Source organism: Devosia chinhatensis (assembly GCF_000969445.1).
Classification (GTDB): Bacteria; Pseudomonadota; Alphaproteobacteria; order Rhizobiales; family Devosiaceae; genus Devosia; species Devosia chinhatensis.
This window is the reverse complement of the sequence record NZ_JZEY01000054.1, coordinates 1,428,204-1,454,617: the sequence shown is the minus strand read 5'-3', so window position 1 is coordinate 1,454,617 and position 26,414 is coordinate 1,428,204. Positions and strand designations below refer to the sequence as shown.

The following is a 26,414-nucleotide window of genomic DNA, read 5'->3' as shown; positions in this document are numbered from 1 at the left end:
CCGGGAAGGGCACTTCATGTCTTCTATCATCCACGTCCAGGGCCGCCAGATCTATGACAGCCGCGGCAATCCTACCGTTGAAGTCGATGTGGTGCTGGATGATGGCAGCTTCGGCCGCGCCGCCGTGCCCTCTGGTGCGTCGACCGGCGCTCACGAGGCAGTCGAGCTGCGCGATGGCGGTAATCTCTACAACGGCAAAGGCGTGACCCAGGCCGTAGAGAACGTCAACACCGTCATTGCCGAGGAAATCGAAGGCCTCGATGGGCTCGACCAGCGCGCCGTCGACGAGGCGATGATCGAGCTCGATGGTACAGCCAACAAGAGCCGGCTCGGCGCCAACGCCATTCTTGGCGTGTCGCTGGCGGTGGCCAAGGCCGCTGCCGAATCGAGCGACCTGCCGTTCTACCGCTATATCGGCGGTCCGAACGCCCATGTCCTGCCAGTGCCGATGATGAACATCATCAATGGTGGCGAGCATGCAGATAACCCGATCGATATGCAGGAATTCATGATCCTGCCGGTTGGCGCCGATTCCATTGCCGATGCCGTGCGTATCGGGTCGGAAATCTTCCACACCCTCAAAAAGGGCCTGAGCGCCGAGAGCCACAATACCAATGTCGGCGACGAAGGCGGCTTCGCGCCCAACCTCGGTTCTGCAGATGAAGCGCTCGGCTTTATCATGCGTTCGATCGAGAAGGCCGGCTACAAGCCGGGTGAGGACGTGTTCCTCGGCCTCGATTGCGCCGCCACGGAATATTACAAGAACGGCAAGTACGAAATGGTGGGCGAGGGCAAGTCCCTGTCCTCGGACGAGAATGTCCGGTTCCTCGAGGATCTCGCCAACCGCTACCCCATCATCACCATCGAAGACGGCATGGCCGAAGACGACTGGGATGGCTGGAAGGCCTTGACCGAGGCCATCGGCAAGAAGGTGCAATTGGTCGGCGACGATCTGTTCGTCACCAATTCCGAACGCCTGGTTTCCGGCATCAAGATGGGTGTTGCCAACTCGATCCTCGTCAAGGTCAACCAGATCGGTTCGCTGACCGAAACGCTGGACGCCGTCGATAAGGCCCATCGTGCTGGCTATACTTCGGTGATGTCACACCGCTCTGGTGAAACCGAGGACTCGACGATTGCCGACCTCGCCGTCGCGCTCAATTGCGGCCAGATCAAGACCGGGTCGCTCAGCCGCTCCGACCGCATGGCCAAGTACAACCAGCTGATCCGCATCGAGGAACAGCTGGGCTCGTCTGCCCGCTATGCCGGCTATTCGGTGGTCAAGGGCCGCTGATCTGTTCGTTTTCCGCTCTGAAAGCCCGGTGGTGACACCGGGCTTTTTCTTTTCGGTGGCATCGCGTGCGCCTCTCGGCCGCCAGGCGTCGAACGAGATTTTTTTCGGTTACGCGCCAAGGTCGGCCGCACATTCATCGTCTCATCTTGGAGACATGTGGAGACGCCCTATGAGCCGACTTACCATCGCCGCCATTGCCCTTCTGTCGGTAAGTGCACCGACTCACGCTCATTCATCGGAGAGCTGGCAGCCCTGCATCAGCGGTGAACCCACATTCGAAGGCATCATAGGCGCATTTCAGGCCGAAGGATGGGCGTTCCCGACGTCCAACGAGGACCATGTAGACAATCTCAAAGCTGTTGCAGAGCCGATCCTGGCGATGCAAAGACTGCCCGATGTCACGACGGGCAGCGGTTATGATCGGCATATCGACGCGGTCCACGAGCGTGCAGAAGCCTTACTCATGGACGCGGCTACACTGCAGCGCGATGACCTGGTCGTATCCATAGAAAGTGCCGCTGGCGGCATGATTCGTTGCGCAATCGCCGGCAATGACTTCGACGAGGTCGCCCATGCTTTCGAGGGCGGCGACGCGGACATCCAGACCGTTATGGGGCACGAGATCCTCTCGGTCGATTCCGACGCAGATGTGACGCTCTATCGTGTGGTTGCACCTGAGGACGCAACGGCAGTGGGTCTTGCAGCCTTTGCCGTCATCGTCATCAGGCAGATGCGATAGGCCTGCCTACTGGAAAGCGGTCTCGGCAAAGCTGCGGAGCTTGCGCGAGTGAAGGCGTTCCGCCGGCTGGTCGCGCAGGATTTCCATGGCACGCAGGCCGACCTGCAAATGTCGGTTGACCTGTGTGCGATAGAAGTCTGAAGCCATGCCCGGCAGCTTGAGTTCGCCATGCAATGGCTTGTCGGAGACGCAAAGCAGGGTACCGTATGGCACGCGGAAGCGGAAGCCGTTGGCAGCGATGGTGGCTGATTCCATATCCAGCGCCACTGCGCGCGACTGGCTGAGCTGTCGGGTGATCTCAGTCTGATCCCAGAGCTCCCAGTTGCGGTTGTCAAAGGTCGCTACGGTGCCCGTGCGCATGATCTTCTTGGTTTCCACGCCTGCTGTGTGAGTGACTTCCTCAACCGCCTGCTCCAGGGCCACCTGAATTTCCGCGAGAGCAGGTATGGGAACGGACAGGGGAAGGTCGGCATCGAGAACGTGATCTTCGCGCACATAGGCATGAGCCAGAACATAGTCTCCCAGCTCCTGACTGTTTCGCAGCCCGGCACAATGGCCGAGCATGATCCAGGCATGGGGCCGGAGCACCGCGATATGGTCGGTGATGGTCTTCGCATTGGACGGACCGACGCCGATATTGACCATCGTGATGCCGCGGCCGCGATCCCCCACCAGATGATAAGCGGGCATTTGCGGGGCGCGGGGCGGAGGATTGCCGGTGACGCTGCCGCCGGTCAGCATATTGTCCGTGGCCACGTTCCCGGGCTCGATGAAGCGCTGGTAATGCGGGTGCTTCTCAGCCATCCAGCCCTTGGCGATGCGGCAGAATTCGTCGATGTAGAATTGGTAGTTGGTGAAAATCACGAAGTTCTGGAAATGCTCGGCATCGGTGCCGGTGTAGTGGGCCAGCCGAAACAGGGAATAGTCGACGCGCGGCGCCGTAAACGCCGAGAGCGGGTAGGGCCCACCCCGGGGCGGCACATAAGTGCCGTTGGCGATCTCGTCGTCGGTATTGGCCAGGTCCGGTGCGTCGAACAGGTCGCGCAAGGGCACATCCATGGCGTTGAGCGTCGCACCATCGACATGGTCACGGGGTCCCAGCGCAAAATGAAGCGGGATCGGGGTTTCCGATTCGCCCACATCGATAGTGCCGCCATGATTGCGCAGGATGACGGCAAACTGTTCCTGCAGGTAACCCTTGAACAGGTCGGGCGCCGTCACAGTTGTCCGATAGATGCCGGGCGTGTGCAGGTAGCCATAGGGCAGGGTGCTCTCGTGCTTGGAATAGCTGGTCGATCGCACTTCCACCTGGGGATAGAAGGCACGTACGCGGCCCTCCGGCACCTTACCGGCTGTCAGTCCTTCCAGGTGGGAGCGAATGAAATCGCAGTTGCGATGGTAGATCTGGGCCACATGAGCCCACGCCTCAGCCGGATCGGTAAAAGACTGCTTTTCAAGACGCGGCGGAGTGAGGGTGGTCATGTTGTCCTCTGGCGCGAACCCGCGGATCGGGTGGCTTAGCTGGAATCGTGAACATCTACCCGGATTATAGAAGGCACATGACGCCTTCTCAACGGCGCCCAGAAGCCCGATGTCCCGGCTTCACAACTCGGTGACCCGCTCTTTTCTTGCCGCAATTGGCCCCCATCTTCCGAGCAGTTCATCGGCAAGGCAAGCGACCCATGCACCCGATGAGCGGAGGCGGTTTACCGCTTGTCCCCCAAGCCCTCAACAGCGCGGTGGACCGCTCTCCGATTGAGGCCGCCCGGCAGCAATGCCGCGGCGGCCTTATCCTTTCTTCGCCTCCGCCCGACGAGCAGCATCCGTGCCCAATAGGGCGAGTTGACGCAGGACTTCCGTGTCAATGTCAGCCATGCGCTTGATATAAATGCAGGCTTTGCCCATGCGATGCCTACCCAAGCGAGCAAGGAGCGCTTGGCGTTGGTGATCGCCTGCTGGATCACTGCAATTGAGCAGATAGAGGCTGAACTCGGTTTTTCGTGGAGCAAAACCCACAACGAAGGTCGCACCTTCATGGCCGCTCTCGTACCGATAGTGATAATGGCCAAAGACGATCATGCTGCCCCAGCGAACCGGGTTTTCACCCGTCACCTCGGACAGAATGGCGATAAGCGCCAAGCTGTCATCTCGCTTGAGGAGGGCGAGCGAGTCCAGAAGGCCGGCGAGGTCGTGATCGACAGGCGTTGTTTCCTGCGGCGCCACAACTCGCTCCTAGTTCTGGCCGTAATCGATGATGGTTTCCGGATTGATCTCACCATCGTAGCTCGCATCGACATCGTAGCGAATGAGGACGAATTCACCTTCCTTGAATGCCCACGTGCCGGACGAGCTGGCGTCACCGATGCCGCGCCACTTGGAAAAGGAGGTGATCGTTTGGGTCTCAGGATCGTAGTCGGAATTTACCAGGATGAGGCTGGTCGACATGCCGGCCGTGGTCACACTTTCCAGCTCTCCATCAATGCCGTCTTCGCCGTCATAGACGGCGTCGATGCTGGGCGTGGCGAAAGCCAGGGGCGTCAAGCCTTCATATTCCCGGTGGATATAATAGGCGTGCTGGATGTTATAGGCTCCGGCGCCACAGAAGAGGCGTATCAGTATCACCTCTTCTTCTTCTGCATCTTCGCTCCAGCTGGGCTGGTAGGTGATGGTCCATTGCAGATAATCGTCGTCTGGCACATAGCCGCCTTCGAAGGGCTCGCAATATGTGCCGCCGGCCAGCGCATGGAGAGCGCGCGCCTGCTCTTCGAGCGAAGGCTCCTGTGCCGATGCCGAAGTGAACGAAAGCGCCGCCAGCGGCAGCCAAAGCAATGGACGGATCATCGCACATCCCTTATGTCGAAGCCGAAAACGCGGGATCGGATCCCGCGCCTCCATTCAAGCAGATCGAGGCCGAAATGACCGCAAAAATTATCGATGGAAAAGCATTTGCTGAAAAGCTGCGCGGCTCCATTGCAGGTCATGTCGAGCGCATGAAGACGGAACACGGCATCACCCCCGGTCTGGCCGTGGTCATCGTAGGGGAGGATCCGGCAAGCCAGGTCTATGTGACGAACAAGGCCAGGCAGACTGCCGAAGTGGGGATGAATTCGTTCAAGCACGAATTGCCTGCCAATGTGCCGGAGGCGGAGTTGCTCGCGCTGGTGAGAGAACTCAATGCCGATCCCGCCGTGCACGGGATTCTGGTGCAGATGCCGGTGCCGGCGCATATCGATGCCAATAAGGTCATCGAGGCGATAGACCCTGCCAAGGACGTCGACTGCTTCACGCCGGCCAATGTGGGAAAGGTACAGATCGGCCTGCCGGGACCCGTATCCTGTACGCCGCTCGGTTGCCTGATGCTGCTGCGTGACGAACTGGGCAGCCTTGCGGGCAAGAACGCCGTGATTATCGGCCGCTCCAATCTGGTGGGCAAGCCTATGATGCAATTGCTTCTCCGCGATAATTGTACGGTCACCATCGCCCATTCCCGCACGCAGAACCTGGCCGACGTGGTGCGCCAGGCGGATATCGTCGTGGCGGCGGTGGGGCGCCCGCAAATGGTCAAAGGCGACTGGATCAAGCCGGGCGCTGTTGTCATCGACGTGGGTATCAATCGGGTCCCGGCGCCTGAAAAGGGCGACGGCAAGACCCGCTTGGTCGGGGATGTGGACTATGCCGGCGCGGCTGAGCATGCTGCCGCCATCACCCCCGTGCCCGGCGGCGTCGGCCCGATGACCATTGCCTGTCTTCTGGCCAACACCATCACCACCGCTTCGCTCATCAACGATCTCTTGCCCCCGAGCGACCTGACGGCATGAGTGCCGATCTGCACGATCCCGGGGGCAAGGTCCGGCTGCGGCTGGGCGACGGCGTGCGCGGAGATGCGGTGATGAGCGCAGATGGTCGCTATCGCCAGGTCATGCGTCGCTGGCTGGGAGAACGCTTTCCGGACAAATACATCCTGTTCATTGGCATGAATCCCTCAACGGCTGATGCGAATGTCGATGACCCGACCTGCGCGCGGGAATGGACCTTTGCCCGGCGCGAAGGCTTTTCAGCCATGATCAAATGCAATGTGGGCGACTACCGCGCTACCAATCCAAAAATGCTGGTTGCGCCAGGTGTAGCGGCCGTATCCCCCGCGAATCTGCCGGCCATTCGTCAGGCTGCCGCTGGAGCAGAGCGGGTGGTGCTCTGTCACGGCAAGCTCAACAAGGCGCTGTCTTCGGCAGGCAGGGAGATCGTCTCGGCGCTGCGTGCCGATGGACATTCCCTATGGTGCTTCGGCACCAATGCCGACGGTTCTCCCAAGCACCCGCTCTATCTGCGGGCCGATACAGACCTCGTTCCGTTTCCAGGCTGAATATCTCCCAGAACTCATGCGCCACATGCGCTTCTGCCGAGCACAATTTCACGGTCCCCTTGGTCTCGTTCGCTCTTGCAATGACCCGGTGCTCAGCAGGCGTCCGAGACGCTTCCCGTCGTGCCGCGCTCACGACGCGCCTGGCGTCCATCCTGTTCACAATCCCCGGGAAACCGGGGGTTTTTAGCGGCAATGGGCTTGCGAGTGCCATTTTTCCGGTCCATTAACAACTTTGCACCGTCGGGCCGTCTGAAAACCCCAGAAATCCTTGCGTTTCGCGCAGAATCGCAAAAGGTTGTCGACGCTTTCGTTCGCCAGAGACGGCGGGCATTCACTGTGAGGAAACGCTATGAACAAAAACGATCTGGTTGGCGTCGTTGCCGACAAGGCTACGATCACCAAGGCACAGGCCGCCGAAGCGGTTGACGCAGTGTTCGAAGCCATCACCGCAGCCCTCAAGGGCGGCGACGAGGTTCGTCTGGTCGGTTTCGGCACCTTTGCCGTCTCCCAGCGCAAGGCATCGACTGGCCGCAATCCGGCCACCGGCGCCGAGATTCAGATCCCGGCTTCGAACCAGGCTAAGTTCAAGCCCGGCAAGGGTCTCAAGGACGCGATCAACTAAGATCGTCTTCCGTGCCTATGGCGATCGGCTCCGCGCAGGATGCGCTGGAGCCGTTTTGCTTCAATATGCCAGTTGACGGGCAGGGGCTGGCACCCTAATCAGGGCCCATTCCGTTCCAAATGGCGCGGGCGATTAGCTCAGTTGGTAGAGCGCTTCGTTTACACCGAAGATGTCGGCGGTTCGAGCCCGTCATCGCCCACCATTTTCAGGCTTCCTGTCAAGCGAAGCCTCCGGCGCATCAAGCGCCTCCTGCTGACCTCTCGAAGTTGAAAGACGTCTCTGTTCGTGCCCGGCACGTGCGGAATGCGCGCTTTTGATCCGTCGCTTCAAAAAATATCCGTTAGCGCCTCTGAGCATTGAAGTTTTCCACAGGCAGGTCCTCCTTTTGCGAAAATGTCATGCGTTCGAGTGAAGGTCGCTTGACTTCACGATGGGGGGTCGGTAAACGGACCACACGTTGCGCGGATGACTTGTTCGCAAGCGCTGCGGGAGTAGCTCAGTTGGTTAGAGCGCCGGCCTGTCACGCCGGAGGTCGCGGGTTCGAGCCCCGTCTCTCGCGCCACCCTTTCCCTTCAAATCGTTGAAGTTCTTCGGGTGCGCCTTTCGCGACTGTAGGGTGTCCCCACTTTCACGGCTGACGTGTTCCCACTTTTGATTGCGGTCCGTTCCTTACCGAAGTTTGGCCGTGCCGCGCCTGCGGGCCCTTGTGACGAAACGAATCGTCTCTGCACTGACGGCAACGTACGTTGCGAACAGCGTGTTTGATGAGCTCAGCGTGTTCCCCAAAGCGTGTGACGGAGACTCGGCCGTTCCGCCGCCGACAATGGCCTCGACAGCTCCTGAGCGCCGGAAGTCGTGGCCAAGCGTTCGACGTTCTTCTTTTCCAGATTCAGCGCAGCGAACATCTCGAAAATCATCACCTAACGTATCATTGCTGTAAGGCTGGCCTGACGGTTCCGAAAAACTGGGGCGTCGCCTTGGAGCTGCACACCAAGCTGGGTAATGCCTGGAGCACAAGGCTGACCGCCTGCTTAGAGCTCCTCCGACCGGCTTGGGTCTTGCTACGCTCGGTGAAGAAGAGTTCTCCATGGCCGGCTGTTGCGAGCTGAGAAGCTGTCAGCAGACGAATGTCGCCGGGGTTGAGTTGTGTGTCCCAGGCAGCAGCTATGACGGTTGAGAGCTCAAAGAACCCCATCCGTCGCGGCGCTGTTGCGCACGCCAATGGATGGATCTGCGTCAGGGACGCAGTAGCCCTTGACGGCCGCAACCTTCCATAGGGCTCGCCATATGCCATCGAGCGGAACACCCGACTTGAAATGGTAAAACACGCATCAACGAAGGCGATCTTCTACGTCGCCTTTGTTCGCGATGAGGAGGGCAAGCTGCAGCGAGCGTTTGAGTCGAGCGTGGCGCAGACCGAAGCCGCAGCGAAGCATATGGCGAGGCTCTTATCGTCTTCGCGCAGCTTCGTCGGCGTACTCGCCTGGTGAGGCTCCGACGACGCGGTCAAGAGCGTCTTTGGGGAGCCGGTCGTTTTCTTCCAACAGGGCAAAGTGCCTGAGCCTGAGTGACAGCACGCAACCTCAAACCAGCAAGGGAACTTGCAGGTTGAGGCGCTGCATGCTGAGTCCACCCGACGTATGTTGGCTGGTTCAAGACAACTGCTTACGCTTACAGCGCGTCTAAAGAGCCATCGCAGCGATATGCAGCAGAGCGGTCACGACAAGGGCTGATGCGATCAGTTCATATCTTGCGGTGCGTGTTCCAGCGGGCATCACGATGCCGGCTCCAATGACCGCCACCTTGACGCCATTTGCAAACCCGTGGCGCCGGTCTTGGCCTCATCGAAAACCATTCCTTCGACGCCTCCAACCGCCGACAAAATGACGCGAATTTACCCGCCAAAAGTGCGGATGGAGACTGCGCTGACGGCAATCAATTCGAAAGCGACGGATTGCATAGGCCGGAAGTTGAACACTCACCTAACAAGGCTGATTTCCGTCATAACAGCCGCAGCCGTGCGACGATCAACCGATAAAATGCTCTTTCGGAAGGTAATTATCGATTTTGGGTTCTGAACCCCTAATTCTGCACAAATTATCACGAGCAAATGCGGCCTTTGCTAATAAATTCCGTCAAAGAAGGATTTACGTTTGGGGCGTAGGTTGAAGCTGGTCTTTGAGGGTTTCGGGCATGCGCGTTCTATGGAAAAGGCAAGTGGAACAGTCGAGAGGCGATAGCAGAATAATGTCTGCCCTGCGCCGATCTCACGCCATCATAGAATTTACGCCGGCAGGCGAAATCTTGGACGCCAACGACAACTTCCTCAGACTCATGGGCTATAGCCTCGACGAAATCGTCAATAAGCATCACCGCATGTTCGTAGACCCAGACGAACAGCGCGGTCCGGAATACCGGGCTTTCTGGGACGCACTGGCACACGGCGAATTCAAGTCGATGACCTTCCGTCGCTTCGGCAAGCGCGGCAAGGAAATTTGGATCGAGGCCTCCTACAATCCGATCGTCGACGAAGCCGGCGTGGTGATCCGCGTCGTCAAGCTGGCGAGCGACATCACGGCCAAGCATGTCGCGGCGCGCGAGTTCCAGCGGCAGATGGAGGCAGCGTCCCGCTCCCAGGCCATCATCGAGTTTGCTCTCGATGGAACCGTCCTCACGGCCAACGACAATTTCTGCGCCGCAATGGGATACGAGCAGAACGAGATCGTCGGCCGGCACCACAGCATGTTCGTTGATCCTGCAGAGGCAAAAAGTGAGGCCTACGCCGAATTCTGGCGCAAACTCGGGAGCGGCCAGTTCCAGGCTGCCGAGTATCGTCGTGTGGGAAAAGGCGGTCGCAACGTCTGGATTCAAGCCACTTATAATCCCATGATGAATGCCGAGGGTTTGCCCTACAAGGTCATCAAATACGCTACCGACATCACGCTCCGTAAAGCGGCCGTGGAAGAAATCGATCGATGCCTCAACTGCCTCGCCGACGGCGACCTCAGCGTCTCGATCGCCGGCCCATTCCCGCAGGAGCTTGAGACCGTTCGACACGCCTTCAATGAGTCCGTCGGCAAGCTGGCGGGCACTATGACGAACCTACAGGCAGCCTCGAACATCATGCGTTCGCATACCAGTGACATCCTGGCGGGGTCGGGTAATCTTTCCGATCGCACCCTTCGCCAAGCTGAAGCGATCGCCGAGGCAGGTGGGTCGATGATCAGCCTCAAGGGTGGTGCCGAAGAAACCGAAGCTCGTGCACTATCGGCGCTCGACAATGCAAAGTCCCTCGACGAGAGCGTAAGCAAAACCCAGACCGTAATGGAAGCGGCAAGCGTTGCAATGACGGCGATTTCGGATGACAGCCGCAAGATCTCGGCGATAGTCGGCCTCATCGACGATATCGCGTTCCAGACCAACCTTCTGGCCCTCAACGCATCCGTCGAGGCAGCCCGCGCCGGTGAGGCGGGCAAAGGTTTTGCTGTCGTCGCCATCGAGGTGCGTCGCCTCGCCCAGTCCGCGGCCACAGCCTCGGGTGACATCAAGCAGCTCATCGACAAGTCGGCCGAAACGGTAAGGGGCGGCAACCAGCTAGTGGCCGACGCGGCGAACAGGCTCCAATCCATGGCCGCCGACATTGGTCGAAACCGGGGGCTTGCGGATGAAATTGCCAAGGAAAACGCGCGCCAGCGCGCCTCGGTGGAGGAGCTGTCGGCGCTCATGGCAGAACTCGACGGCATGACCCAGCGCAACGCGACCCTGGTCGAGCAAACCAACGCGTCGATCGCTGACACCGAGACACAGGCCAAGAGGCTTGACGACCTGCTGAGTGCCTTCAGGTTCCCGGCCGTAGGCGAGAAAGGTAACGCACGAGTTTTGTCGTCGCGGACCGCGACCCGGAAAACGGCCGCGTAGGCCGAGAAATGAGTTTAAAAATGCAAGCCGCTGCAGTGACTTCGCCGTCGATCGAGCCGGTTGCGCCCACTTCGATGGATACCCCCGGGCAATACGTTACCTTCACTTGCGCCGGGCGATCGCTCGCTATCGACATCATGTCTGTGCGCGAGATTCGAGGATGGACACCGACCACACAGATGCCGGGCCAAAATGGGTCGGACGGCATTCTCGATATCCGGGGCGCGGTGGTCCGTATCTTCGACCTTGCGCGCATGATTGGCGGGGACTGGTCCGACAAGACGCCGGATTCCAAAGTTGTGATCGTTGTGTCGATAAGCGGCGAGGACGTCGGGCTGATCGTCGACACAGTGTCCGATATTGTGTTCGCCGGCGTCGACGACATGCGACAGGTGCCCAAAGCCGAGCGCAACACCGCCGTTCGCGGGTTGATCAAGGTCGAAGAGCAGCTGGTCTCCATCCTAGATCCCGACGCTCTGTTGGACCCGCGCTCCTTCTAGCGTTCAGCCGAGATAAGTCATGCCGCCGAGCGACGGCGGAGTAAATCAACAAATAGCCCCGCTGTCCGTCGAGGCTTTTTCGCGTGTGGATCCCATGTCCCTCAGAACCAGGCTTACACTAGCCTTTTCGTTGCTTGCCGTGCTTATCGTAGCGCTGATCGTCGCCAATTTTTTGATAGTCAAGCGTGCGCAGGATTATTCTGCGATGCTGGTCAACGACCACATCGCGCCGATCCGCGATCTGAAAACCTTATCGGATGACTACGCAGTGTCGATCGTGGATAACGTCCACAAGACCAGGGCTGGTACAGTGGAGTGGGAAGAGGCGCGGGCTGTGATGAACCGCGCGCTCCACGACGCAAGCAGAACGTGGGCGCAGATCGCGCAGCACAACGTGCAACCCGACGAGCAATCCTTCATGGATGCTATCAGGGCAAGCATGGCCAATGCCCAACCTGAGATTGTAAAGCTTCAAGAGATCCTTGTGGCAGAGGATCGCGACGCTCTTGTGGGTTTTGCCGAGCAATTTTTATACCTCGCTATCGACCCCGTGACTGCGGATATCGGTGCCTATGCCCTTCACCTCGAGAATGCGGCATTCGTCGACATCGCGGACGAAGCTAAGCTGGGTCAGCTCGTTGAAATGCTGATGTGGGTTGGTGCTGCAATCGCTGTCGGCCTGATGAGTTACGGCGGGTATGTCGCGATCTTCAGCGTCTCTGGCAGGCTGGAAAAGATCAAGATTGCCTTGTCCGAGCTCGCCGCCGGCAAAACAGAGGTCGCCATCCCATTCGTCGGGCGCAAGGACGAAATCGGGCAAATTGCCGATGCAGCGGAAATTTTCCGCGCCAATGGTGTAAAGCTGGCCAAGGCCACGCAGATGCAGCTCACCGAGCGGCAGTCCATGGACCAGAAGCGACGGCAGATGATTGCGGAGCTGACATCGTCCTTCGGCGCCGTCGTTTCTTCGGCTTGCGAAGGTAACCTTGAACCTCGGGTCGACGCCAGCTTCGACGACGAGGAGGTCGTGACGCTTGCCAGCGACATTAACCGGCTACTGGATCGCGTGTCTGAGGGCATGGCCGCGTCTGGCGCCGTTCTGGCGTCCATGGCGAGATCGGACCTGACGCAGCGCGTCGATGGCAAGTTCAGCGGTGCGTTCCGGCAATTGCAGGAAAACACCAATTCTGTCGCTTCCCGCCTGTCCGACGTCATCGGCGAGGTTCAGGTCGCTTCGAGCTCATTGCGAACTGCAACGGGGGAGATACTCGCGGGCGCCAATGACCTCGCTAACCGCACCTCGCGTCAGGCGGCCACAATCGAGGAGACAACGGCAGCTATGGAGCAACTGGCCGCCACCGTTACCGACAATTCTCAGCGCGCCGAAGAGGCCGCAGCGCAGGGGAAAGTTGCGGCCGGTACCGCCGAAAAGGGTGGCGACGCGATGGGCAAGGCGACGTCCGCGATGCACCGCATTAGCAAGTCTTCAAGTGAGATTTCCGGCATAATCGGCCTGATCGACGATATTGCCTTCCAGACCAATCTTCTCGCCCTCAATGCGTCCGTGGAAGCGGCACGCGCCGGCGACGCTGGGAAGGGTTTCGCCGTGGTCGCCCAAGAAGTGCGGCGGCTGGCGCAGTCAGCGGCTTCATCCTCCTCGCAGGTGAAAGGCTTGATTGAGCAGAGCAGCCAGGATGTGGCGGAGGGCGAAGCTCTCGTTGCTTCCGCAGCCGAAAATATCGAGACACTTCTTAAAATTGTCCGTAGCAATGCGGTGACTATGGCGGCCATATCCGTCGCAAGTCAGGAGCAGGCTGGGGCAATCGGGTCCGTATCAGAAGCGGTGCGTCAGCTCGACGAGATGACACAGCATAACGCCGCTCTCGTCGAAGAAACCAACGCTGCGATCGAACAGACCGAGCGCTTAGCCAGCAGTCTTGACGGCATGATCGAGCGATTCCGCCTGCCGGGGACCCAGAAGGTTACCGAGCGGGCCCCTCTCCGCGTGGTAGGCGCCAAGGCGAGAAAAATGCCCTGATGGCAGAAATAGCTTGGGGTAGAGCCCGGCGCGGTGCATAAGCGGTTCTCGGCGACAAGGGAACTGCGTGCATTGACTTCATCGGACATCTTTGATCGGTCCGCTCAACGCATGGAACGGGAGAGCCTGCGCGTAAACAACGAGCGGGCCGTCCTGATCGCGGTTGCGACCAACCAAGGAATATCGCCGGCGCAGTTAGCGCGTAAAACGGGACTCGGAGCGCAAACCGTCGCGCGGATTGTTGAGTTTCTCGAATCATCGGGCATGGTCTATCGCGGCGAAAGCGTGCGCGGCCGACGCGGGCAACCCGCCACCCCAATTCTCATCGACCCGAACGGTGCCTATTGCATCGGTTGCGAGGTCGGCTGGCGACACCTCACCGTCCTGATCAGGGACCTGACCGGTGCTGTGCTCGGGGAGCATCGCCGCGATTACGATTTCCCTGATAGCCACAACGTTTTCGCAGAAGTCGCTTCCCTTTGCAGGCTAATGGCGACGGCTGTCCCCGAGAAATACCGGGATCGAATCCTTGGCATCGGCCTTGCGGCTCCTGGAGGATTTGGTCGCAATCCCGAGCTGGTTGGTGGTTCGGAGGCGCAGGCAGCTGCATGGCGAGACACCAATCTGGCAGCGCGGATTGCGGAAGCGTCTGGTCTTCCAACCTTCCTACTCAATGACGGCAATGCCGCCTGCTGGGGCGAATTGGTAAGCCGCACCCCGCCGCGTCCGGATAACATGGCCTATTTCCTAATAAGCGAATTTGTCGGCGCGGGCCTGATTGCTGACGGCCGGCTGTGGCAGGGGCCAAAGGGTAATTCGGCAAACCTGGGTTCAATGCTCGTGACCGGCCGCGATGGCGTTCAGAATTTTGGGCACCGGATAGCGTCCATCAACGCACTAAAGCTGCGGGTCGCGAAAGGTGGCACGGCCCTCCATGGCGATCCGCTGACGTGGGATTGGGAAGCCTTCAAGGATGTCGCGGATGAATGGATAGAGGACGGCGCCTACGCGGTTGCCAAAACAATCATCAACACGTCAGCCGTCATGGAATTTGACATCGTCGTTGTCGACGGCGTCATGCCCCGCCCCATCGTAACGCGTTTTGTTGATCGGGTTCGGGCTCACCTGGACAAGCTGCCGGTCCTCACGAGCGACAGGCCGCGCGTGGAAGAGGGAACGCTCGGTTGGAGGGCGCCTGCGATGGGTGCCGCACTTAAGCCGCTCTATCGACGCTATTTCTCGCGGGAGCGTGACGACGTCGCACTCTGATCACTGTTGCCTCGGTGTGAACGGCAACAGGCCGAACAGCACTGCAAGGTCTTCCCAGCCGACACCCTCGAGCGCATCGGCTTGCGGCCCAGCCGCAGCAGCAGTGGCGCGTAAGTTGAGGATACCGTAGATTTCACAGAGCGCTTCGAGGCCGCCGACAAGGTCGGTCACGTGATCGCGAAGCTGGGCTAAGGCATCCACCTACTGCTCTTGACCGGTCTTCTCGATGCTCATCAGAATTTACTCCAGGCGGCACCCACCACCGTGCTCCAGGCGGGCGACAAGCGAGTGGGGCCGGCTTCTGTCGTACCGGCCTTCTCAGGCCTGCATTGCAGCTGCTTGAATGCAGAAGCGGTCCACGATCTCGTCTAGGTGACGGCCTGTTCTCGGTCTGATTGATCGTGGCATTGTTCTCCTAAACCAGAGCCACGTTGTGCTGGGTCGCTGTGTGGCCTGCGCGTTACCAAAGAGCTGGAGACCCTCATGGCCCTCCAAGGGCGACCTAGATGATCGTCAGCCATAATTGGACCTAACTCACGTCCAATGCAATCCTGAGCTTCGCAGACCTGATACGGATCGCTGGCACTCCACCCCTTCGAAATGGCGGCGTAAGCGGCCGGGCTTGGTCTTTCCGGTATCGGCATCTATGACAGGAACAGCCTGTCGAGGGGGCGAGCCTATTCCACCTGGAAAGATATCCGGGACGATTATCCAGGGTCCCGCCGCGTGGTCTTCTCCGATGGCACCCTCGACATTGCCGTCTATCCTCAAGACCGCGCCGCGTATCGGCGCCTAAGCGTCCACCTGACCCTGGGCAACGGGCGTGCTCGCAAAGGCTCCTGCGATCTTAGTTTGCAAAATCTGGTCGATGATGCCGACTGGCAGTTGATGATCGTTTTGCCGCGCGACGACAGCCTTGAGCAGGACGTCGGTGTTGCAAGGCTGAACCATGGCGACGGCAACCGGGCGAGTCTGGGTGGCTGCTGCCACAAGGCTTGACGGCCATGGTCGGCCCGGCTCAACCGTACCGCAAGTAGTAGTGCAGCCCATGGCTTGCCGATGCTCGCCACCACGGAAGAGCTCGTCCAGGAACCTGGACGCAAACCCATCCAGGACGTGCTCACCTGCATCCTGGAACACGTAACCATCGAGGAGGCCGGCTTTCGTCTGGTGGCAAATGCAGAACGACACATCAAGCAGACGCTGGAACGGCTGGCCTATGGCGGCGCTCAAACCCGCTATCCGCACCGCGTCCCCGACAGGGTGCCAAAGGGGCTTGCGCACGAACTTGTCCTCATCGCCGACATGCAGTACGCGCCCTATTTTCTCACGGTTGCCGATATCGTGCGCTTCGCCAGACAGGGGCGTGGGATCCTGTGCCAGGGACGCGGCTCGGTTGACAATTCCTCGGTCTGTTTCTGCCTTGGCATCACCGAAGTCGATCCCATGCTGGTCGACTTGCTGTTTGAACGCTTCGTCTCGACCGAGCGCGATGAGCCGGCTGACATCGACGTCGAATTCGAGCACGAGCGGCGCGAGGAGGTGATGCAGTACATCTATCAGAAGTACGGAGGGTCCCGTGCGGGTCTGACAGCCACCGTCACCACCTATCGCGGCAAGGGGGCCATTCGCGATGTCGGCAAGGTGTTTGGGCTGTCCGACGATACCATTTCCGCCATTTCGGGCCTCAACTGGGGATGGGGCAGGGCGGATATCCCCGAAGACCGGCTTCGCTCGATCGGCATCGCGCCGGACGGCCACACCATCAGCCTAGTCATGGCCATCGCTGGCGCAATATGGGGATAAGGCTGGGCTTCAATCTCGTCGCCGGGCTTCGCACCGACCATGCCAACCTGATCATTGCCCGCCGGCGTGACGGTTATGACAGCATCCTTGACCTCTGGCTGCGAACACGACTTCCACCAGCGGTTCTGAAAACCCTCGCCGATGCAGACGCTCTTCAGTCACTCGGGCTATCGCGTCGTGACGCGTCATGGCTGGATGGAGAAAGCGGCTCTAAGTAAGGCTTTGCCGGAGGATGCGCGCGACAGCATCGCCAGACCCACAGCCGCACGCAAGGATTCGATGGCACTGACTTCAGCTCAGCGCCGGGCGATCACATCAATGATTTCTACCGGCATTGCTGTTGCCATTGTTGCCACCGGCATTGCCGTTGCCGTTGTTGCCACCGGCATTGCCGTTGCCATTGTTGCCACCGGCATTACCGTTGCCGTTGTTGCCGCCGGCATTGCCGTTGCCGCTGTTGCCACCGGCATTACCGTTGCCGTTGTTGCCGCCGGCATTGCTGTTGCCGCTGTTGCCACCGGCATTGCCGTTGCCGTTGTTGCCACCGGCATTGCCGTTGCCATTGTTGCCGCCGGCATTGCCGTTGCCGTTGTTGCCGCCGGCATTGCTTGCAGCGTCATTCCTATTGGAGGCAGTGTTTCGGGAATTGCCATTGCCCAAAGCGCCTAGCGCCTCTGCTGCGGCCAGATCTCCCTTCAGCACGGCGCTGCGCGCCGCCGCAGGGACCACATTGCCTTCGATCAGAAACACAGTCTTGTCTGATCCGGGGCCGGTCACGTCGACAGGGCGGCTTTGACTTGCCTCCGCGGACTGACCCGCACTGACATCAACGACCATTTCATGGCCACGATCCTGCACCTGAACTATTCCACGCTCGACATCAACGCGTGCTCTGCCGTTGCTGTAAGTAACGGTGAAGCTGGTCCCCTTGACCACTGCGGCCAAGACGGGTGTCTGGACCGAAAAATGTTGCACATTGCGGCGCTCTGCTTCGATGGTCACACTACCAAGGGTCTGCAGAACTGTGGTCATTTTCTGCCCGGCACTATCGCGTATTGAGATTTGCGTATTGCCGGCAAGGGAAATGCGTTCTTGTCCACGCACCAGTTCTGCACGTCCATCTGCTGCAGTCTTGATTGTCTGCCCGTCCGGAACGATCGCGCCTCGCTCCATGGACGTCCACTCGCCCCCTTCGAGTTGCAGCACCGTGCCGCGAAGGCGTTCTGCGACCCAGTCCTGGGCAAGTGTCGATGTGCTGATTGCTGCCAGCATCACCGCCAGTATCGCCGATTTGCCCATCCGCATGCTCTTTATTCCTCAATTGCCGGCCGATGCCCGCTCTACGTGGACACTAGGAGCGCAACCCCTTAACTGGGCCTTACCGGATGGCGCTTTGGCGGAGGCTGAGTGTCACAACGGTCGCAAGGGTTAATCGCTCGTGTCGAAGCTGGTACAATTGCTGAAGATACAGATGACCAACCGCTGCGCTAGCCAGATTTCAGCCGCTCTCGGGGGAGCATGAGGGCGACGAGATCGGCTCCGGAGATTGGTCGGCTGAAATGATATCCCTGGCCGAACGAACACCCAAGACTGGCCAGGCGCAAGGCCGTGGCTTCGTCCTCGATGCCCTCGGCAATCGTAAGCTTTCCCATGCGCGTCGCCAGAGAGACGATTGCAGCAAGCAACGCCTGGTCCGCAGGCGACGTTCTATCCCGGACAAAACTCTGGTCGATTTTTAGCGTCTCGAAAGGAAGGTCACGCAAGTGGCTGAGCGAAGAGAACCCTGTGCCGAAATCATCGATCGACATTTTTATCTGCAGCGCCTGAAGGCGCTTGAGGACATCGCGCACCCGGGCCGGATCTGAAACGGCCTGCCCCTCCGTTATCTCGAGCTCGAGCCGGGATGGGGGCAGACCAGACCGCAAAAGGGCTGCCCGTACAGTCTCGAACAGGTCGCCACGCTGGAACTGAACCGGTGAGACGTTGACTGCGACGTTGATGGGCCGGGGCCAGAAGCAGGCTTGCTGGCACGCCTGCGACAGCACCCACTCTCCCAGTTCAAGAATATAGCCGGTCTCTTCGGCCAGTGGGATGAACTCTGCAGGGGAAATCTGGCCCAGCTCGGGATGGCTCCAGCGCAACAGCGCTTCAGCCCCGATCATCTGGCGCGTTTCAAGATCGACCTGGGGTTGAAAGACCAGTTGGAGCTGTCCGCGTCTTATGGCTTGCCGAAGGTCGCGATCAAGCTGGACATGACGATCAAGTTTCTGCTGGTCGGACTGTTGGAAGAACCGAGCGGCAGATTTCGTTGCCTTTCCTTGGATCAGGGCAATCTCGGCCTGACTGAGCAGCAAGGCTCTTGAAGTCGAGCCCGCAGCATATCCCGAGGTTACATCGACATGAACCGAGTGCTCACCGACGCTATACGCACCCGAAAACTTTGTGCAGAGCAGACCAACAATTGTTGCGAGTCTGTCCGAGTGGCCGTCAGCCGGAGCAAGAAGTGCAAAATTGTCTGGCGCTGTCCTGGCAACCTCGTTGAAACCTGTTTGGGCCAGCATCTCTGAGAATTGGACGACCAAGCCTTCGCAGACGTCGTGGCCCAATGTGGCCCGCAATTCATCCAGATTGTTCAGATGCAGCAGGATCAGGATCAGTTCGTCCGCATGATCCGATAAATCCAGCAGCCCCTGACGCGACCAGGCGCCGGTGGCCAAGTCATGCGTTGCCAAATAGTGCAGGCGTTGTTGCGCAGTTCGTTGCGCCAGTAAATGTTTGTACCCGTTGTCCGCCAGTGCCAGACCGAACAGGAGCATCAGGCCGGTGTGCAAACTCGCAGTCTGGACGATCATATTCGCCTGAGCATAGGCAAAAAGCGCGCCCAGTTCTCCCATAAGGCCAAACCCAGCCAAAATCGCTGCCATCTGACCCAGCGGCGGAGAGCGTTTCCGCACCAAGAGAACCAAGGCCAGTGCGCATACGATGATCAAGCCGGGATAACCGCCGAAGCTGGACAGAATTCGGTCCGCCTTGACGGTTTCAAGTGCAAGGGCCTGCACCATCGGACCCGAGATGATCCCGTATCGTGGCACATTGAAGAAGTCCCGTAATTCGATAGCACTCGCCCCGATAATTGCCTGTTTCCCAGCCAGCCATGCCGGGTCCACCCGGCCATAAAGGACATCGGTAAAGCTCATTCGGGGGATCGCTGACGCATCTATGCCGAAGTCGATTGTCAGCACCTCCGGCAAGGCGCGGGCGGACTGCCCCAGTGTCCATGCGAGTGCCGGGATGACACCTTGGTCATCTTCGGCGAGGCTTGGTATGCCCTGCGCTCTCCCGGAGAACGGGTCGAGAAGGACGTTGACCAGCACTATGCCAGCAGCCTCGGCAAATGCTGGCAATGGTCGCGAGAAGCGGGCAACCCCGTTTGCATCCTGTTGGACGAAAGCGGCAAGCCACGCGTAACCACCGGCGCGGTGTAGCGCATCGGTAAAGATGGCATCGCTGAATCCTGGACTTGCGCTTGAAAAGTCGATGTCGAACACCACCTCGTCAACGCCGACATCCATGAGCTTGTCGAGCATGCTGGCATGGATTGTCCGAGGCCAAGGCCAGACACCAATGGCATCAAGGCTTCTGCTGTCAATTTCGATGACAATGGTATCGCCTGAAGGCGAGCGGTTGCTGGCCTCGAGGCGCCAGTCGCCGAGGCGGTTATCCAGCGATGCGAGCATGCCTGTTTGAGAAAAAGCCACCAACGCCAGGATCGACGTGAGAGCGGCAAACCATCGCATAATTTGCCGCAACAGCAGTCTCCCTTAGCAAGCGATCATTATGCCAGATGTGCACTCACATTGTGTTAAGCCGTGTAGACCGCATTCAACGCCTTCAGACCAACCCATCAAGCGAGAGCGAACGACTGGGCCCGAATGTTTCGTGGGCTGGCAGAGATCTCGATAAATACCACCCCACCGATCGGCAGCACCCTACAGAGGTGTTCTTCATTAGAAATTAAGTTCCACCTCAGTAGTTAATCTGGACGGCTTTCGTCGGTATGATTTGAAGAGACTTTAGATATGAAGATCCGGGCCAAGGTTCTGGCTGTAGTCGCCCTCATGGGGCTCGCATCCGTCGCAATCGGAGGCATCGCGGTATTCGTTACACTCGAATACAAGAACCGGATGGATCGTCTGGAAAACCTCGCGGACCGAGCGCACTTGGGCGAGCGGCTCAATCGCTACGTGACTGCAGTAGTCATGGAGTCGCGGGGCATCTATGCTTCCGATACCACAGAACAGGCAAAGCCGTTTGCCGAAGGTCTTATGACCAATCTTGACCGCATCGATACGGTCTTGGCCGAATGGCAACCTTTGCTGTCTGCCGACGATCAGAACGCCTTCAACCCCGTATTGGCGAGGGCCGCCGAATTTCGTGAGTTTCGCTCCGAAACGGCACGACTAGGGCGTGATGTCGACCCTGCTCAGGCCAATATTCAAGGAAACAATGAGGACAACCGCGCCAATCGCAAGGCGTTTCAGGCGGAGATTGACGCGGTCGTGCAAAATGACGTGGACATGTTCCATGACGTGAAGGCCGGCATGGATACATTCCAGCAATCCATGCTGATCCTGTTGGCGTCCGCGGTGGTCATTGGTTTGGGTGCGGGGACGGGCGCGGCGCTCTATGTCGGCACGGCCAAGCTTTCCCGGCCGGTTGGCAGCCTAACGCGCAGCATGCGCGAGCTCGCCAATGGCGATCTGAACGCCGAAGTACGGTATCTCGACAGCAAAGATGAAATAGGCGAGATGGCGCGAACGTTGCAGGTATTCCGCGACAATGCCCGCATGGTCGCGGCCCTCAGCGAAGAAGAAAAAATACGCGCGCGCTCTGTAGCGGACAGGGCGGGCCGGATGGAGGCGTTCCAAGCCGAGTTCGATCACGCCGTTGCCGCAGCTCTTGAAGGTGATTTCACCAAGCGGCTGCATGTTGACCCGAGCGAGCCGGATCTCGCGCGTATCGCAGGTAACGTCAACGGTCTGCTGGACAATATTGAAGGAGGACTTGGGGAAGCTGGCTCCGTGCTATCGGCTCTCGCCAAGACCGATCTCACACAACGCATGAACGGAACGCATCGCGGCGCTTTCCTCGACCTGCAGACCAACATCAACACAGTTGCGGACACGTTGAGCGAAGTGGTCACGCGGCTGCGCCAAACCTCCCGGGCCGTGAAGTCAGCGACCGGCGAGATCCTTGCGGGCGCAAACGATCTGTCGGAAAGAACGACAAAGCAAGCGGCCACGATTGAGGAGACCTCCGCAGCTATGGAGCAGCTTGCAGCGACCGTCTCCCAGAATGCCGATAGGGCGCGCAATGCCAGCACGACGGCTCAGGTTGTTACTCGCTCTGCCGAGGAAGGCGGTGAAGTGATGAACCAGGCAAGTGCAGCGATGGACAAGATTACTGCATCCTCCTTGAAAATTTCCAACATCATCGGCCTGATTGATGACATAGCCTTTCAGACCAATCTTCTTGCACTGAACGCGTCGGTCGAAGCAGCGCGGGCTGGCGATGCCGGCAAGGGCTTTGCAGTAGTAGCTGTGGAAGTCCGCCGCCTGGCCCAAAGCGCCGCAACCGCTTCCGCCGACATAAAATCCCTGATCGATACTTCGACCGGCGAAGTTGGCGCGGGTACCAGGCTTGTTTCTGAAGCAGCCGAGAAGCTTTCCAACGTTTTGGAAGCCGTCCGGGAAAACTCTGCTCTGCTGGAGAGCATTGCTCGAGAGAGCCGTGAGCAGGCGTCGGCGATTAAAGAGGTCAACGTGGCGGTCCGCCAAATGGACGAGATGACCCAGCATAACGCCGCCCTGGTCGAGCAAACAAATGCGGCGATCGAGCAGACCGAGGCCCAAGCGAATGAGCTCGATCGCATTGTGGGCGTGTTCCACACCGCAGATGAAGATGAATTGGACAGGGCCATGCTTCAGGCAGAACGGAAAAGCGCAGGCAAAAAGGCAAAATCTGCCAAAACAATGTATTTGACCGATGGCAGCGTTGCACTCTCAGATTGGTCAGAGTTTTAGAATTCGAGCAAAGGTGGGATGGGGCCATATGACACCACAGGTGGCCTCAACTGTCCGATAACCTGTGGCAGTCGGCGGTGCCCTTTACCCTGATGGCAGCAGTCATTTCCTTGTGAGGCAGGTGATCCATTTTCGTCCCAGGCGCATAATGTTGACCGGCTACCAATCCTTCGGGAAATATGTCTCATGCCTGCCAAAGCCATTTCCAAGGTCGATCAGCGACGCCGTGCCGTAGTGGCAGGTCTCCTTTCCATGCCTCTGCTCGGTCTTCCTTTTTTGCCCCGACCCGTGTCGGCGCAGGAGAAGCCGGTGGTAATTCCGCCACCGACCAAGGATTTGAGCGAGACTGGCGAAAGTGCAAAGATCGTTCTGGCCGGCGGATGCTTCTGGGGCGTGCAAGGTGTGTTCCAGCGGGTCAAGGGCGTTCGTAACGCCGTCTCCGGTTATTCCGGTGGCTCAGCCGAAACTGCGACCTACGATTTGACCACTCGCGGCGATACCGGCCATGCAGAGGCGGTCGAAGTGACCTACGACCCGCGAGAGATCTCGCTTGGTAAAATCCTCCAAATCTATTTCTCGGTCGCACACAATCCGACGCAGCTGAACTTTCAGGGGCCCGATCGCGGCACGCAGTATCGCTCTACCGTATTTGTGTCCGCCGATGCGCAGCGCGATGTGGTCGATGCCTACATCGATCAATTGGACGTCGCGGGGCTATTTGACGGACCTATCGTGACAACGATCGAGCCGCTTACGGCTTTCTATCCAGCAGAACAATATCACCAGGATTTTCTGACGCTAAATCCATCTTGGCCATACATTGTGGTGCATGATCTTCCCAAGATTGCGGCGCTCGAAGAAATCTTCCCGTCGGAATTCCGCGCCGAGCCTGTCCTCGTCGGAACACTGCCGTCTGCTTGAGCCGGCGTGTGGCTCGGCATGCGGAGGAACCGGGCAGGGTGCGTGGCGTTGCCTCATTATCGATGCTCCGACAACGGGAGAACGACAATGTCCAAGAACCTTCGCATCGCCGCTGCATGTCTCGCCTTGGCTGCCGTAACACCCGCGGCGGCCGCTGATCCAATTACCGTCCCGATCTCATCGCTGGCCGAGCTCCCGATTTCGGATACTGATGCCAATGGATGGGACGGCTTTTATGCGGGTATCTATAGCGGCGTTCAGGACAGTACCGCTGGAGGCACCCAGTTCGGCATTGGCGTCAACGCCGGCGTGGAAGTTCAATTCGATTTCTATCTCATTGGCACCGAGGTGGCCGTGCAGGGTCTCAGTGACGATGGCGCGGGAGAAACGGTCTACGGGCAAATTCTCGGTCGCGCAGGGCTCGTGGTATCGGATGACGTCGCTGTCTATGCGGCAGGCGGCTATGGAATCGATCTCGGCCCTCCTGATGAACAGGATATTCTTGCTGGCGGCGGCATCGAGCTTTCGCTGACAGATTCGGTTTCCGTACGAGCCCAATATCTGCGCAGCTTTCCTACCGTGGGAGACAATCCAAAGAATCAATTCACGGTCGGCGCAACATACAGTTTCTAATTAGGGCCAGATTCGCAGCTCGGCCGGCGAGCGCCCTTGCGTATGTGGCGACAATGTGGCAAATTTCACGTCATTAAGCGGTTGTTAGCGCTTTCGAGCGTGTGCTTAACAGGCGGTAAACCCCGGATTTGCTGGGTTTTGTATCAAATTGAGCCAATTGCGGGACATTCCTGCAACAGGTCCCCGGAAATGGACACCAAATCTTATCCGCATCGCCAAATTGCGCGTTTCTCTTCTTGTCAGCACGGTGCCGCTGAGGCATCTATCGGCTGACTACGGTTAACTCTATTGGGAGTGCAAGATATGTTTGTACGTTCTCTCGTTCTCGGCGTTTCCGCCGCTGCTCTTATGGTTGGTGGCGCTCAGGCTGCTGACCTGATCATCCCCACCACGCCCGAGCCGATCTACACCCCGGCCGGTTTTGACTGGGAAGGCCTCTATGTTGGTGCTCGTGTTGGTGGCCAGTTCATCGGCACCCAGGACTACGGTGTCGTCGGTGCCGGCACTGCCTTCACCGCTGGCGTCGTCGGCGCTGCCGTTGGCGTGAACTTCATCCCCGTCGACCCGATCCTGCTCGGCGTTGAAGTGACTGCCGACTATGGCTGGAACAACGCTTCGCTGGTTCAGCCGACCGGTGAGTTCTTCGCCAACCTGCGTGCTGGTGCCGTCGTGACCGACAGCGCCCTCGTGTACGCCCTCGCCGGTGTCGGCGTTGCCACTGGCAACAACGCTGCCAACACCGTCGGCCTCTACCAGCTTGGTGGTGGTGTTGAATTCGCCGTCACCGACGCGATCACCGTCCGCGGTGAAGTCGTTGGCCAGGGCGATTTCTCGTCCGTCGGTACCGACTCGTTCTTCGAGTCGACCAAGGCCACCGTTGGTGTGTTCTACCACTTCTAAGAAATGCGTGGCGGGCTTGCCCCGCCGCCATATTCTTGCGCCCAACTCGGCGGACCGATTTTGTCGGTCCGCCGTTTTGGTTTTGTGGGCGGCCTTAGCGAGTCGTCCAACAGACGCGCGACAACGCGTCCTTGAATAGCGTCCTTTTACATAGAAGCACCTTTCGACAAAAAAGTGCCGATTTTGATCATCGTCCTGAGATGGCTATGCCCTTTTCTGCCGGATAATTTACCTGATTATTTCAGTCATATTTTCTTTCCCTTGAAACGTTTTGGGGGAAGGTCTAAGCCGTTCCGCATAACCTGCGTGTCGGTTTGATTGCCCCAATTGCAGACAGGCTCACGCGCATCACGGCTGTTCTGGCCGCATGAACTTTAGGCTGCCGCATGACTGATCTGCTCAGCGATTATTTGCCCATCGTCATCTTTGTCGCATTGTCCGCAATCATTGGCATTGCACTGCTGGTTGCGCCGTTTCTGGTTTCGCTCAAGCGACCAGATCCGGAGAAGCTGTCGGCTTTTGAAGCGGGTTTCGAGGCTTTCGGTGATGCCCGCATGAAGGTGGATGTGCGATTCTATCTCGTCGCGATTCTCTTCATCATCTTCGATCTCGAAGTGGCTTTCCTCTTTCCTTGGGCTGTTGCGTTCCGTGATGTGGGCTGGTTCGGCTTCTGGTCGATGATGGTTTTCCTCGGTGTGCTGACCGTGGGCTTTATTTATGAATGGCGTAAGGGAGCTCTGGAATGGGATTGAGCCCGTCCAGTTCGACACTGGTAACTCCGCGTCCCACGGGCGCTCTGGATCCTGCTACAGGCAAGCCCTATGGTGCGGATGATCCGTTTTTTGCCGGCGTCAACAACGAGTTGGCCGACAAAGGCTTCCTGGTCACGACTGTCTCGCAGCTGATAACCTGGGCCCGCACCGGTTCGCTTATGTGGATGCAGACCGGTCTTGCTTGCTGCGCCGTGGAAATGATGCAGATGTCGATGCCCCGCTACGACGTGGAGCGTTTCGGCACTGCGCCGCGGGCGTCGCCGCGCCAGTCGGACGTCCTGATCGTTGCCGGCACGCTGACCAACAAGATGGCGCCGGCTCTGCGCAAGGTCTACGATCAGATGCCCGAGCCGCGTTATGTCATCTCCATGGGCTCGTGTGCCAATGGTGGCGGCTATTACCATTATTCCTATTCCGTCGTGCGCGGCTGCGATCGGGTGCTTCCCGTGGACGTCTACGTTCCCGGTTGCCCTCCGACGGCAGAGGCGCTGCTTTACGGCATTCTGCTTTTGCAGAAGAAGATTCGCCGCGACGGCACGATCGAACGGTAGGGTA

The 26,414-nt window shown here is 58.9% G+C and carries 24 protein-coding genes and 2 tRNA genes; 20 read left to right on the top strand and 6 right to left on the bottom strand.

The window, feature by feature from the left end; genetic code table 11:
• Positions 1 to 16 precede the first annotated feature (16 nt).
• A complete protein-coding gene (gene eno, locus VE26_RS06955) occupies positions 17 to 1,294 on the top strand; it encodes a phosphopyruvate hydratase (protein WP_046104305.1) in 1,278 nt (425 codons plus the stop codon).
• 169 nt (positions 1,295 to 1,463) lie between these two features.
• The gene (locus VE26_RS06950) at positions 1,464 to 2,033 is read left to right on the top strand and encodes a hypothetical protein (RefSeq protein WP_046104304.1); all 570 of its coding nucleotides are present in this window, start codon (positions 1,464 to 1,466) and stop codon (positions 2,031 to 2,033) included.
• A 6-nt stretch (positions 2,034 to 2,039) separates the two neighbouring features.
• On the opposite strand, the gene VE26_RS06945 is transcribed toward VE26_RS06950, so the two are convergent.
• The 3 genes from VE26_RS06945 to VE26_RS06935 form a co-directional block, all read right to left on the bottom strand.
• Positions 2,040 to 3,515, bottom strand: a complete 1,476-nt coding sequence (locus VE26_RS06945) for an AMP nucleosidase (protein WP_046104303.1) — start codon at positions 3,513 to 3,515, stop codon at positions 2,040 to 2,042.
• 306 nt (positions 3,516 to 3,821) lie between these two features.
• Positions 3,822 to 4,256, bottom strand: coding sequence for a DUF1801 domain-containing protein (locus VE26_RS06940; RefSeq protein WP_052715738.1), 435 nt, complete (start codon positions 4,254 to 4,256; stop codon positions 3,822 to 3,824).
• A gap of 9 nt (positions 4,257 to 4,265) precedes the next feature.
• Positions 4,266 to 4,874: a DUF1176 domain-containing protein gene (locus VE26_RS06935; protein ID WP_052715737.1), complete on the bottom strand. Its 609-nt coding sequence runs from the start codon at positions 4,872 to 4,874 to the stop codon at positions 4,266 to 4,268.
• A gap of 74 nt (positions 4,875 to 4,948) precedes the next feature.
• On the opposite strand from VE26_RS06935, the gene folD reads away from it, so the two are divergent.
• From folD to VE26_RS06885, 9 genes are all read left to right on the top strand, one after another.
• A complete protein-coding gene (gene folD, locus VE26_RS06930) occupies positions 4,949 to 5,851 on the top strand; it encodes a bifunctional methylenetetrahydrofolate dehydrogenase/methenyltetrahydrofolate cyclohydrolase FolD (protein WP_046105119.1) in 903 nt (300 codons plus the stop codon).
• Positions 5,848 to 6,396, top strand: coding sequence for a DUF1643 domain-containing protein (locus VE26_RS06925; protein WP_046104302.1), 549 nt, complete (start codon positions 5,848 to 5,850; stop codon positions 6,394 to 6,396). The genes folD and VE26_RS06925 overlap by 4 nt, the downstream gene beginning before the upstream one ends.
• Before the next feature lie 349 nt (positions 6,397 to 6,745).
• The gene (locus VE26_RS06920) at positions 6,746 to 7,018 is read left to right on the top strand and encodes an HU family DNA-binding protein (protein ID WP_046104301.1); all 273 of its coding nucleotides are present in this window, start codon (positions 6,746 to 6,748) and stop codon (positions 7,016 to 7,018) included.
• A 126-nt stretch (positions 7,019 to 7,144) separates the two neighbouring features.
• Positions 7,145 to 7,220, top strand: a tRNA-Val gene (locus VE26_RS06915).
• A 283-nt stretch (positions 7,221 to 7,503) separates the two neighbouring features.
• Positions 7,504 to 7,580: transfer RNA gene (locus VE26_RS06910), tRNA-Asp, on the top strand.
• Positions 7,581 to 9,211: 1,631 nt separating this feature from the next.
• Entirely contained in the window at positions 9,212 to 10,936 is a 1,725-nt protein-coding gene (locus tag VE26_RS06900; RefSeq protein ID WP_046104299.1) for a methyl-accepting chemotaxis protein, read from the top strand.
• 20 nt (positions 10,937 to 10,956) lie between these two features.
• Positions 10,957 to 11,436 carry a chemotaxis protein CheW gene (locus tag VE26_RS06895; RefSeq protein WP_160297816.1) on the top strand — a complete coding sequence of 160 codons (480 nt, stop codon included), beginning with the start codon at positions 10,957 to 10,959 and terminating at the stop codon, positions 11,434 to 11,436.
• Positions 11,437 to 11,455: 19 nt separating this feature from the next.
• Positions 11,456 to 13,474 carry a methyl-accepting chemotaxis protein gene (locus VE26_RS06890; RefSeq protein WP_084620073.1) on the top strand — a complete coding sequence of 673 codons (2,019 nt, stop codon included), beginning with the start codon at positions 11,456 to 11,458 and terminating at the stop codon, positions 13,472 to 13,474.
• Positions 13,475 to 13,507: 33 nt separating this feature from the next.
• On the top strand, positions 13,508 to 14,743 hold the full coding sequence (locus tag VE26_RS06885; RefSeq protein WP_152658749.1) for an ROK family transcriptional regulator: 1,236 nt from the start codon (positions 13,508 to 13,510) through the stop codon (positions 14,741 to 14,743).
• Here the strand turns inward: VE26_RS06885 and VE26_RS06880 are convergent, their stop codons facing one another.
• Positions 14,744 to 14,944 carry a hypothetical protein gene (locus VE26_RS06880; RefSeq protein WP_046104297.1) on the bottom strand — a complete coding sequence of 67 codons (201 nt, stop codon included), beginning with the start codon at positions 14,942 to 14,944 and terminating at the stop codon, positions 14,744 to 14,746. It abuts the gene before it with no gap.
• A gap of 525 nt (positions 14,945 to 15,469) precedes the next feature.
• On the opposite strand from VE26_RS06880, the gene VE26_RS17080 reads away from it, so the two are divergent.
• Genes VE26_RS17080 through VE26_RS18985 form a run of 3 tightly spaced genes read left to right on the top strand, consistent with a single transcriptional unit; the run spans position 15,470 to position 16,767 of the window.
• Positions 15,470 to 15,742, top strand: coding sequence for a PHP domain-containing protein (locus VE26_RS17080; protein WP_052715733.1), 273 nt, complete (start codon positions 15,470 to 15,472; stop codon positions 15,740 to 15,742).
• 60 nt (positions 15,743 to 15,802) lie between these two features.
• Positions 15,803 to 16,549 (top strand): error-prone DNA polymerase family protein, encoded by a 747-nt coding sequence (locus VE26_RS17075; RefSeq protein ID WP_052715732.1) that lies wholly within the window; start codon positions 15,803 to 15,805, stop codon positions 16,547 to 16,549.
• Complete coding sequence (locus tag VE26_RS18985; protein WP_084620071.1) at positions 16,441 to 16,767, top strand: helix-hairpin-helix domain-containing protein; 327 nt, start codon at positions 16,441 to 16,443, stop codon at positions 16,765 to 16,767. The genes VE26_RS17075 and VE26_RS18985 overlap by 109 nt, the downstream gene beginning before the upstream one ends.
• Positions 16,768 to 16,864: 97 nt before the next feature.
• Here the strand turns inward: VE26_RS18985 and VE26_RS06865 are convergent, their stop codons facing one another.
• Both VE26_RS06865 and VE26_RS17070 read right to left on the bottom strand, forming a co-directional pair.
• On the bottom strand, positions 16,865 to 17,854 hold the full coding sequence (locus tag VE26_RS06865) for a FecR domain-containing protein (protein WP_084620069.1): 990 nt from the start codon (positions 17,852 to 17,854) through the stop codon (positions 16,865 to 16,867).
• A 182-nt stretch (positions 17,855 to 18,036) separates the two neighbouring features.
• Positions 18,037 to 20,358 (bottom strand): putative bifunctional diguanylate cyclase/phosphodiesterase, encoded by a 2,322-nt coding sequence (locus tag VE26_RS17070; protein WP_152658748.1) that lies wholly within the window; start codon positions 20,356 to 20,358, stop codon positions 18,037 to 18,039.
• A 270-nt stretch (positions 20,359 to 20,628) separates the two neighbouring features.
• On the opposite strand from VE26_RS17070, the gene VE26_RS06855 reads away from it, so the two are divergent.
• From VE26_RS06855 to VE26_RS06830, 6 genes are all read left to right on the top strand, one after another.
• Complete coding sequence (locus VE26_RS06855; protein ID WP_046104295.1) at positions 20,629 to 22,632, top strand: methyl-accepting chemotaxis protein; 2,004 nt, start codon at positions 20,629 to 20,631, stop codon at positions 22,630 to 22,632.
• 186 nt (positions 22,633 to 22,818) lie between these two features.
• Complete coding sequence (gene msrA, locus VE26_RS06850) at positions 22,819 to 23,553, top strand: peptide-methionine (S)-S-oxide reductase MsrA (protein WP_052715729.1); 735 nt, start codon at positions 22,819 to 22,821, stop codon at positions 23,551 to 23,553.
• A gap of 87 nt (positions 23,554 to 23,640) precedes the next feature.
• Positions 23,641 to 24,186: an outer membrane protein gene (locus VE26_RS06845; protein WP_046104294.1), complete on the top strand. Its 546-nt coding sequence runs from the start codon at positions 23,641 to 23,643 to the stop codon at positions 24,184 to 24,186.
• A gap of 303 nt (positions 24,187 to 24,489) precedes the next feature.
• Positions 24,490 to 25,086: an outer membrane protein gene (locus VE26_RS06840; RefSeq protein ID WP_152658747.1), complete on the top strand. Its 597-nt coding sequence runs from the start codon at positions 24,490 to 24,492 to the stop codon at positions 25,084 to 25,086.
• 386 nt (positions 25,087 to 25,472) lie between these two features.
• Positions 25,473 to 25,838, top strand: coding sequence for an NADH-quinone oxidoreductase subunit A (locus tag VE26_RS06835; protein WP_046104292.1), 366 nt, complete (start codon positions 25,473 to 25,475; stop codon positions 25,836 to 25,838).
• Positions 25,829 to 26,410 (top strand): NuoB/complex I 20 kDa subunit family protein, encoded by a 582-nt coding sequence (locus VE26_RS06830; RefSeq protein WP_046104291.1) that lies wholly within the window; start codon positions 25,829 to 25,831, stop codon positions 26,408 to 26,410. The genes VE26_RS06835 and VE26_RS06830 overlap by 10 nt, the downstream gene beginning before the upstream one ends.
• Positions 26,411 to 26,414: the final 4 nt, after the last annotated feature.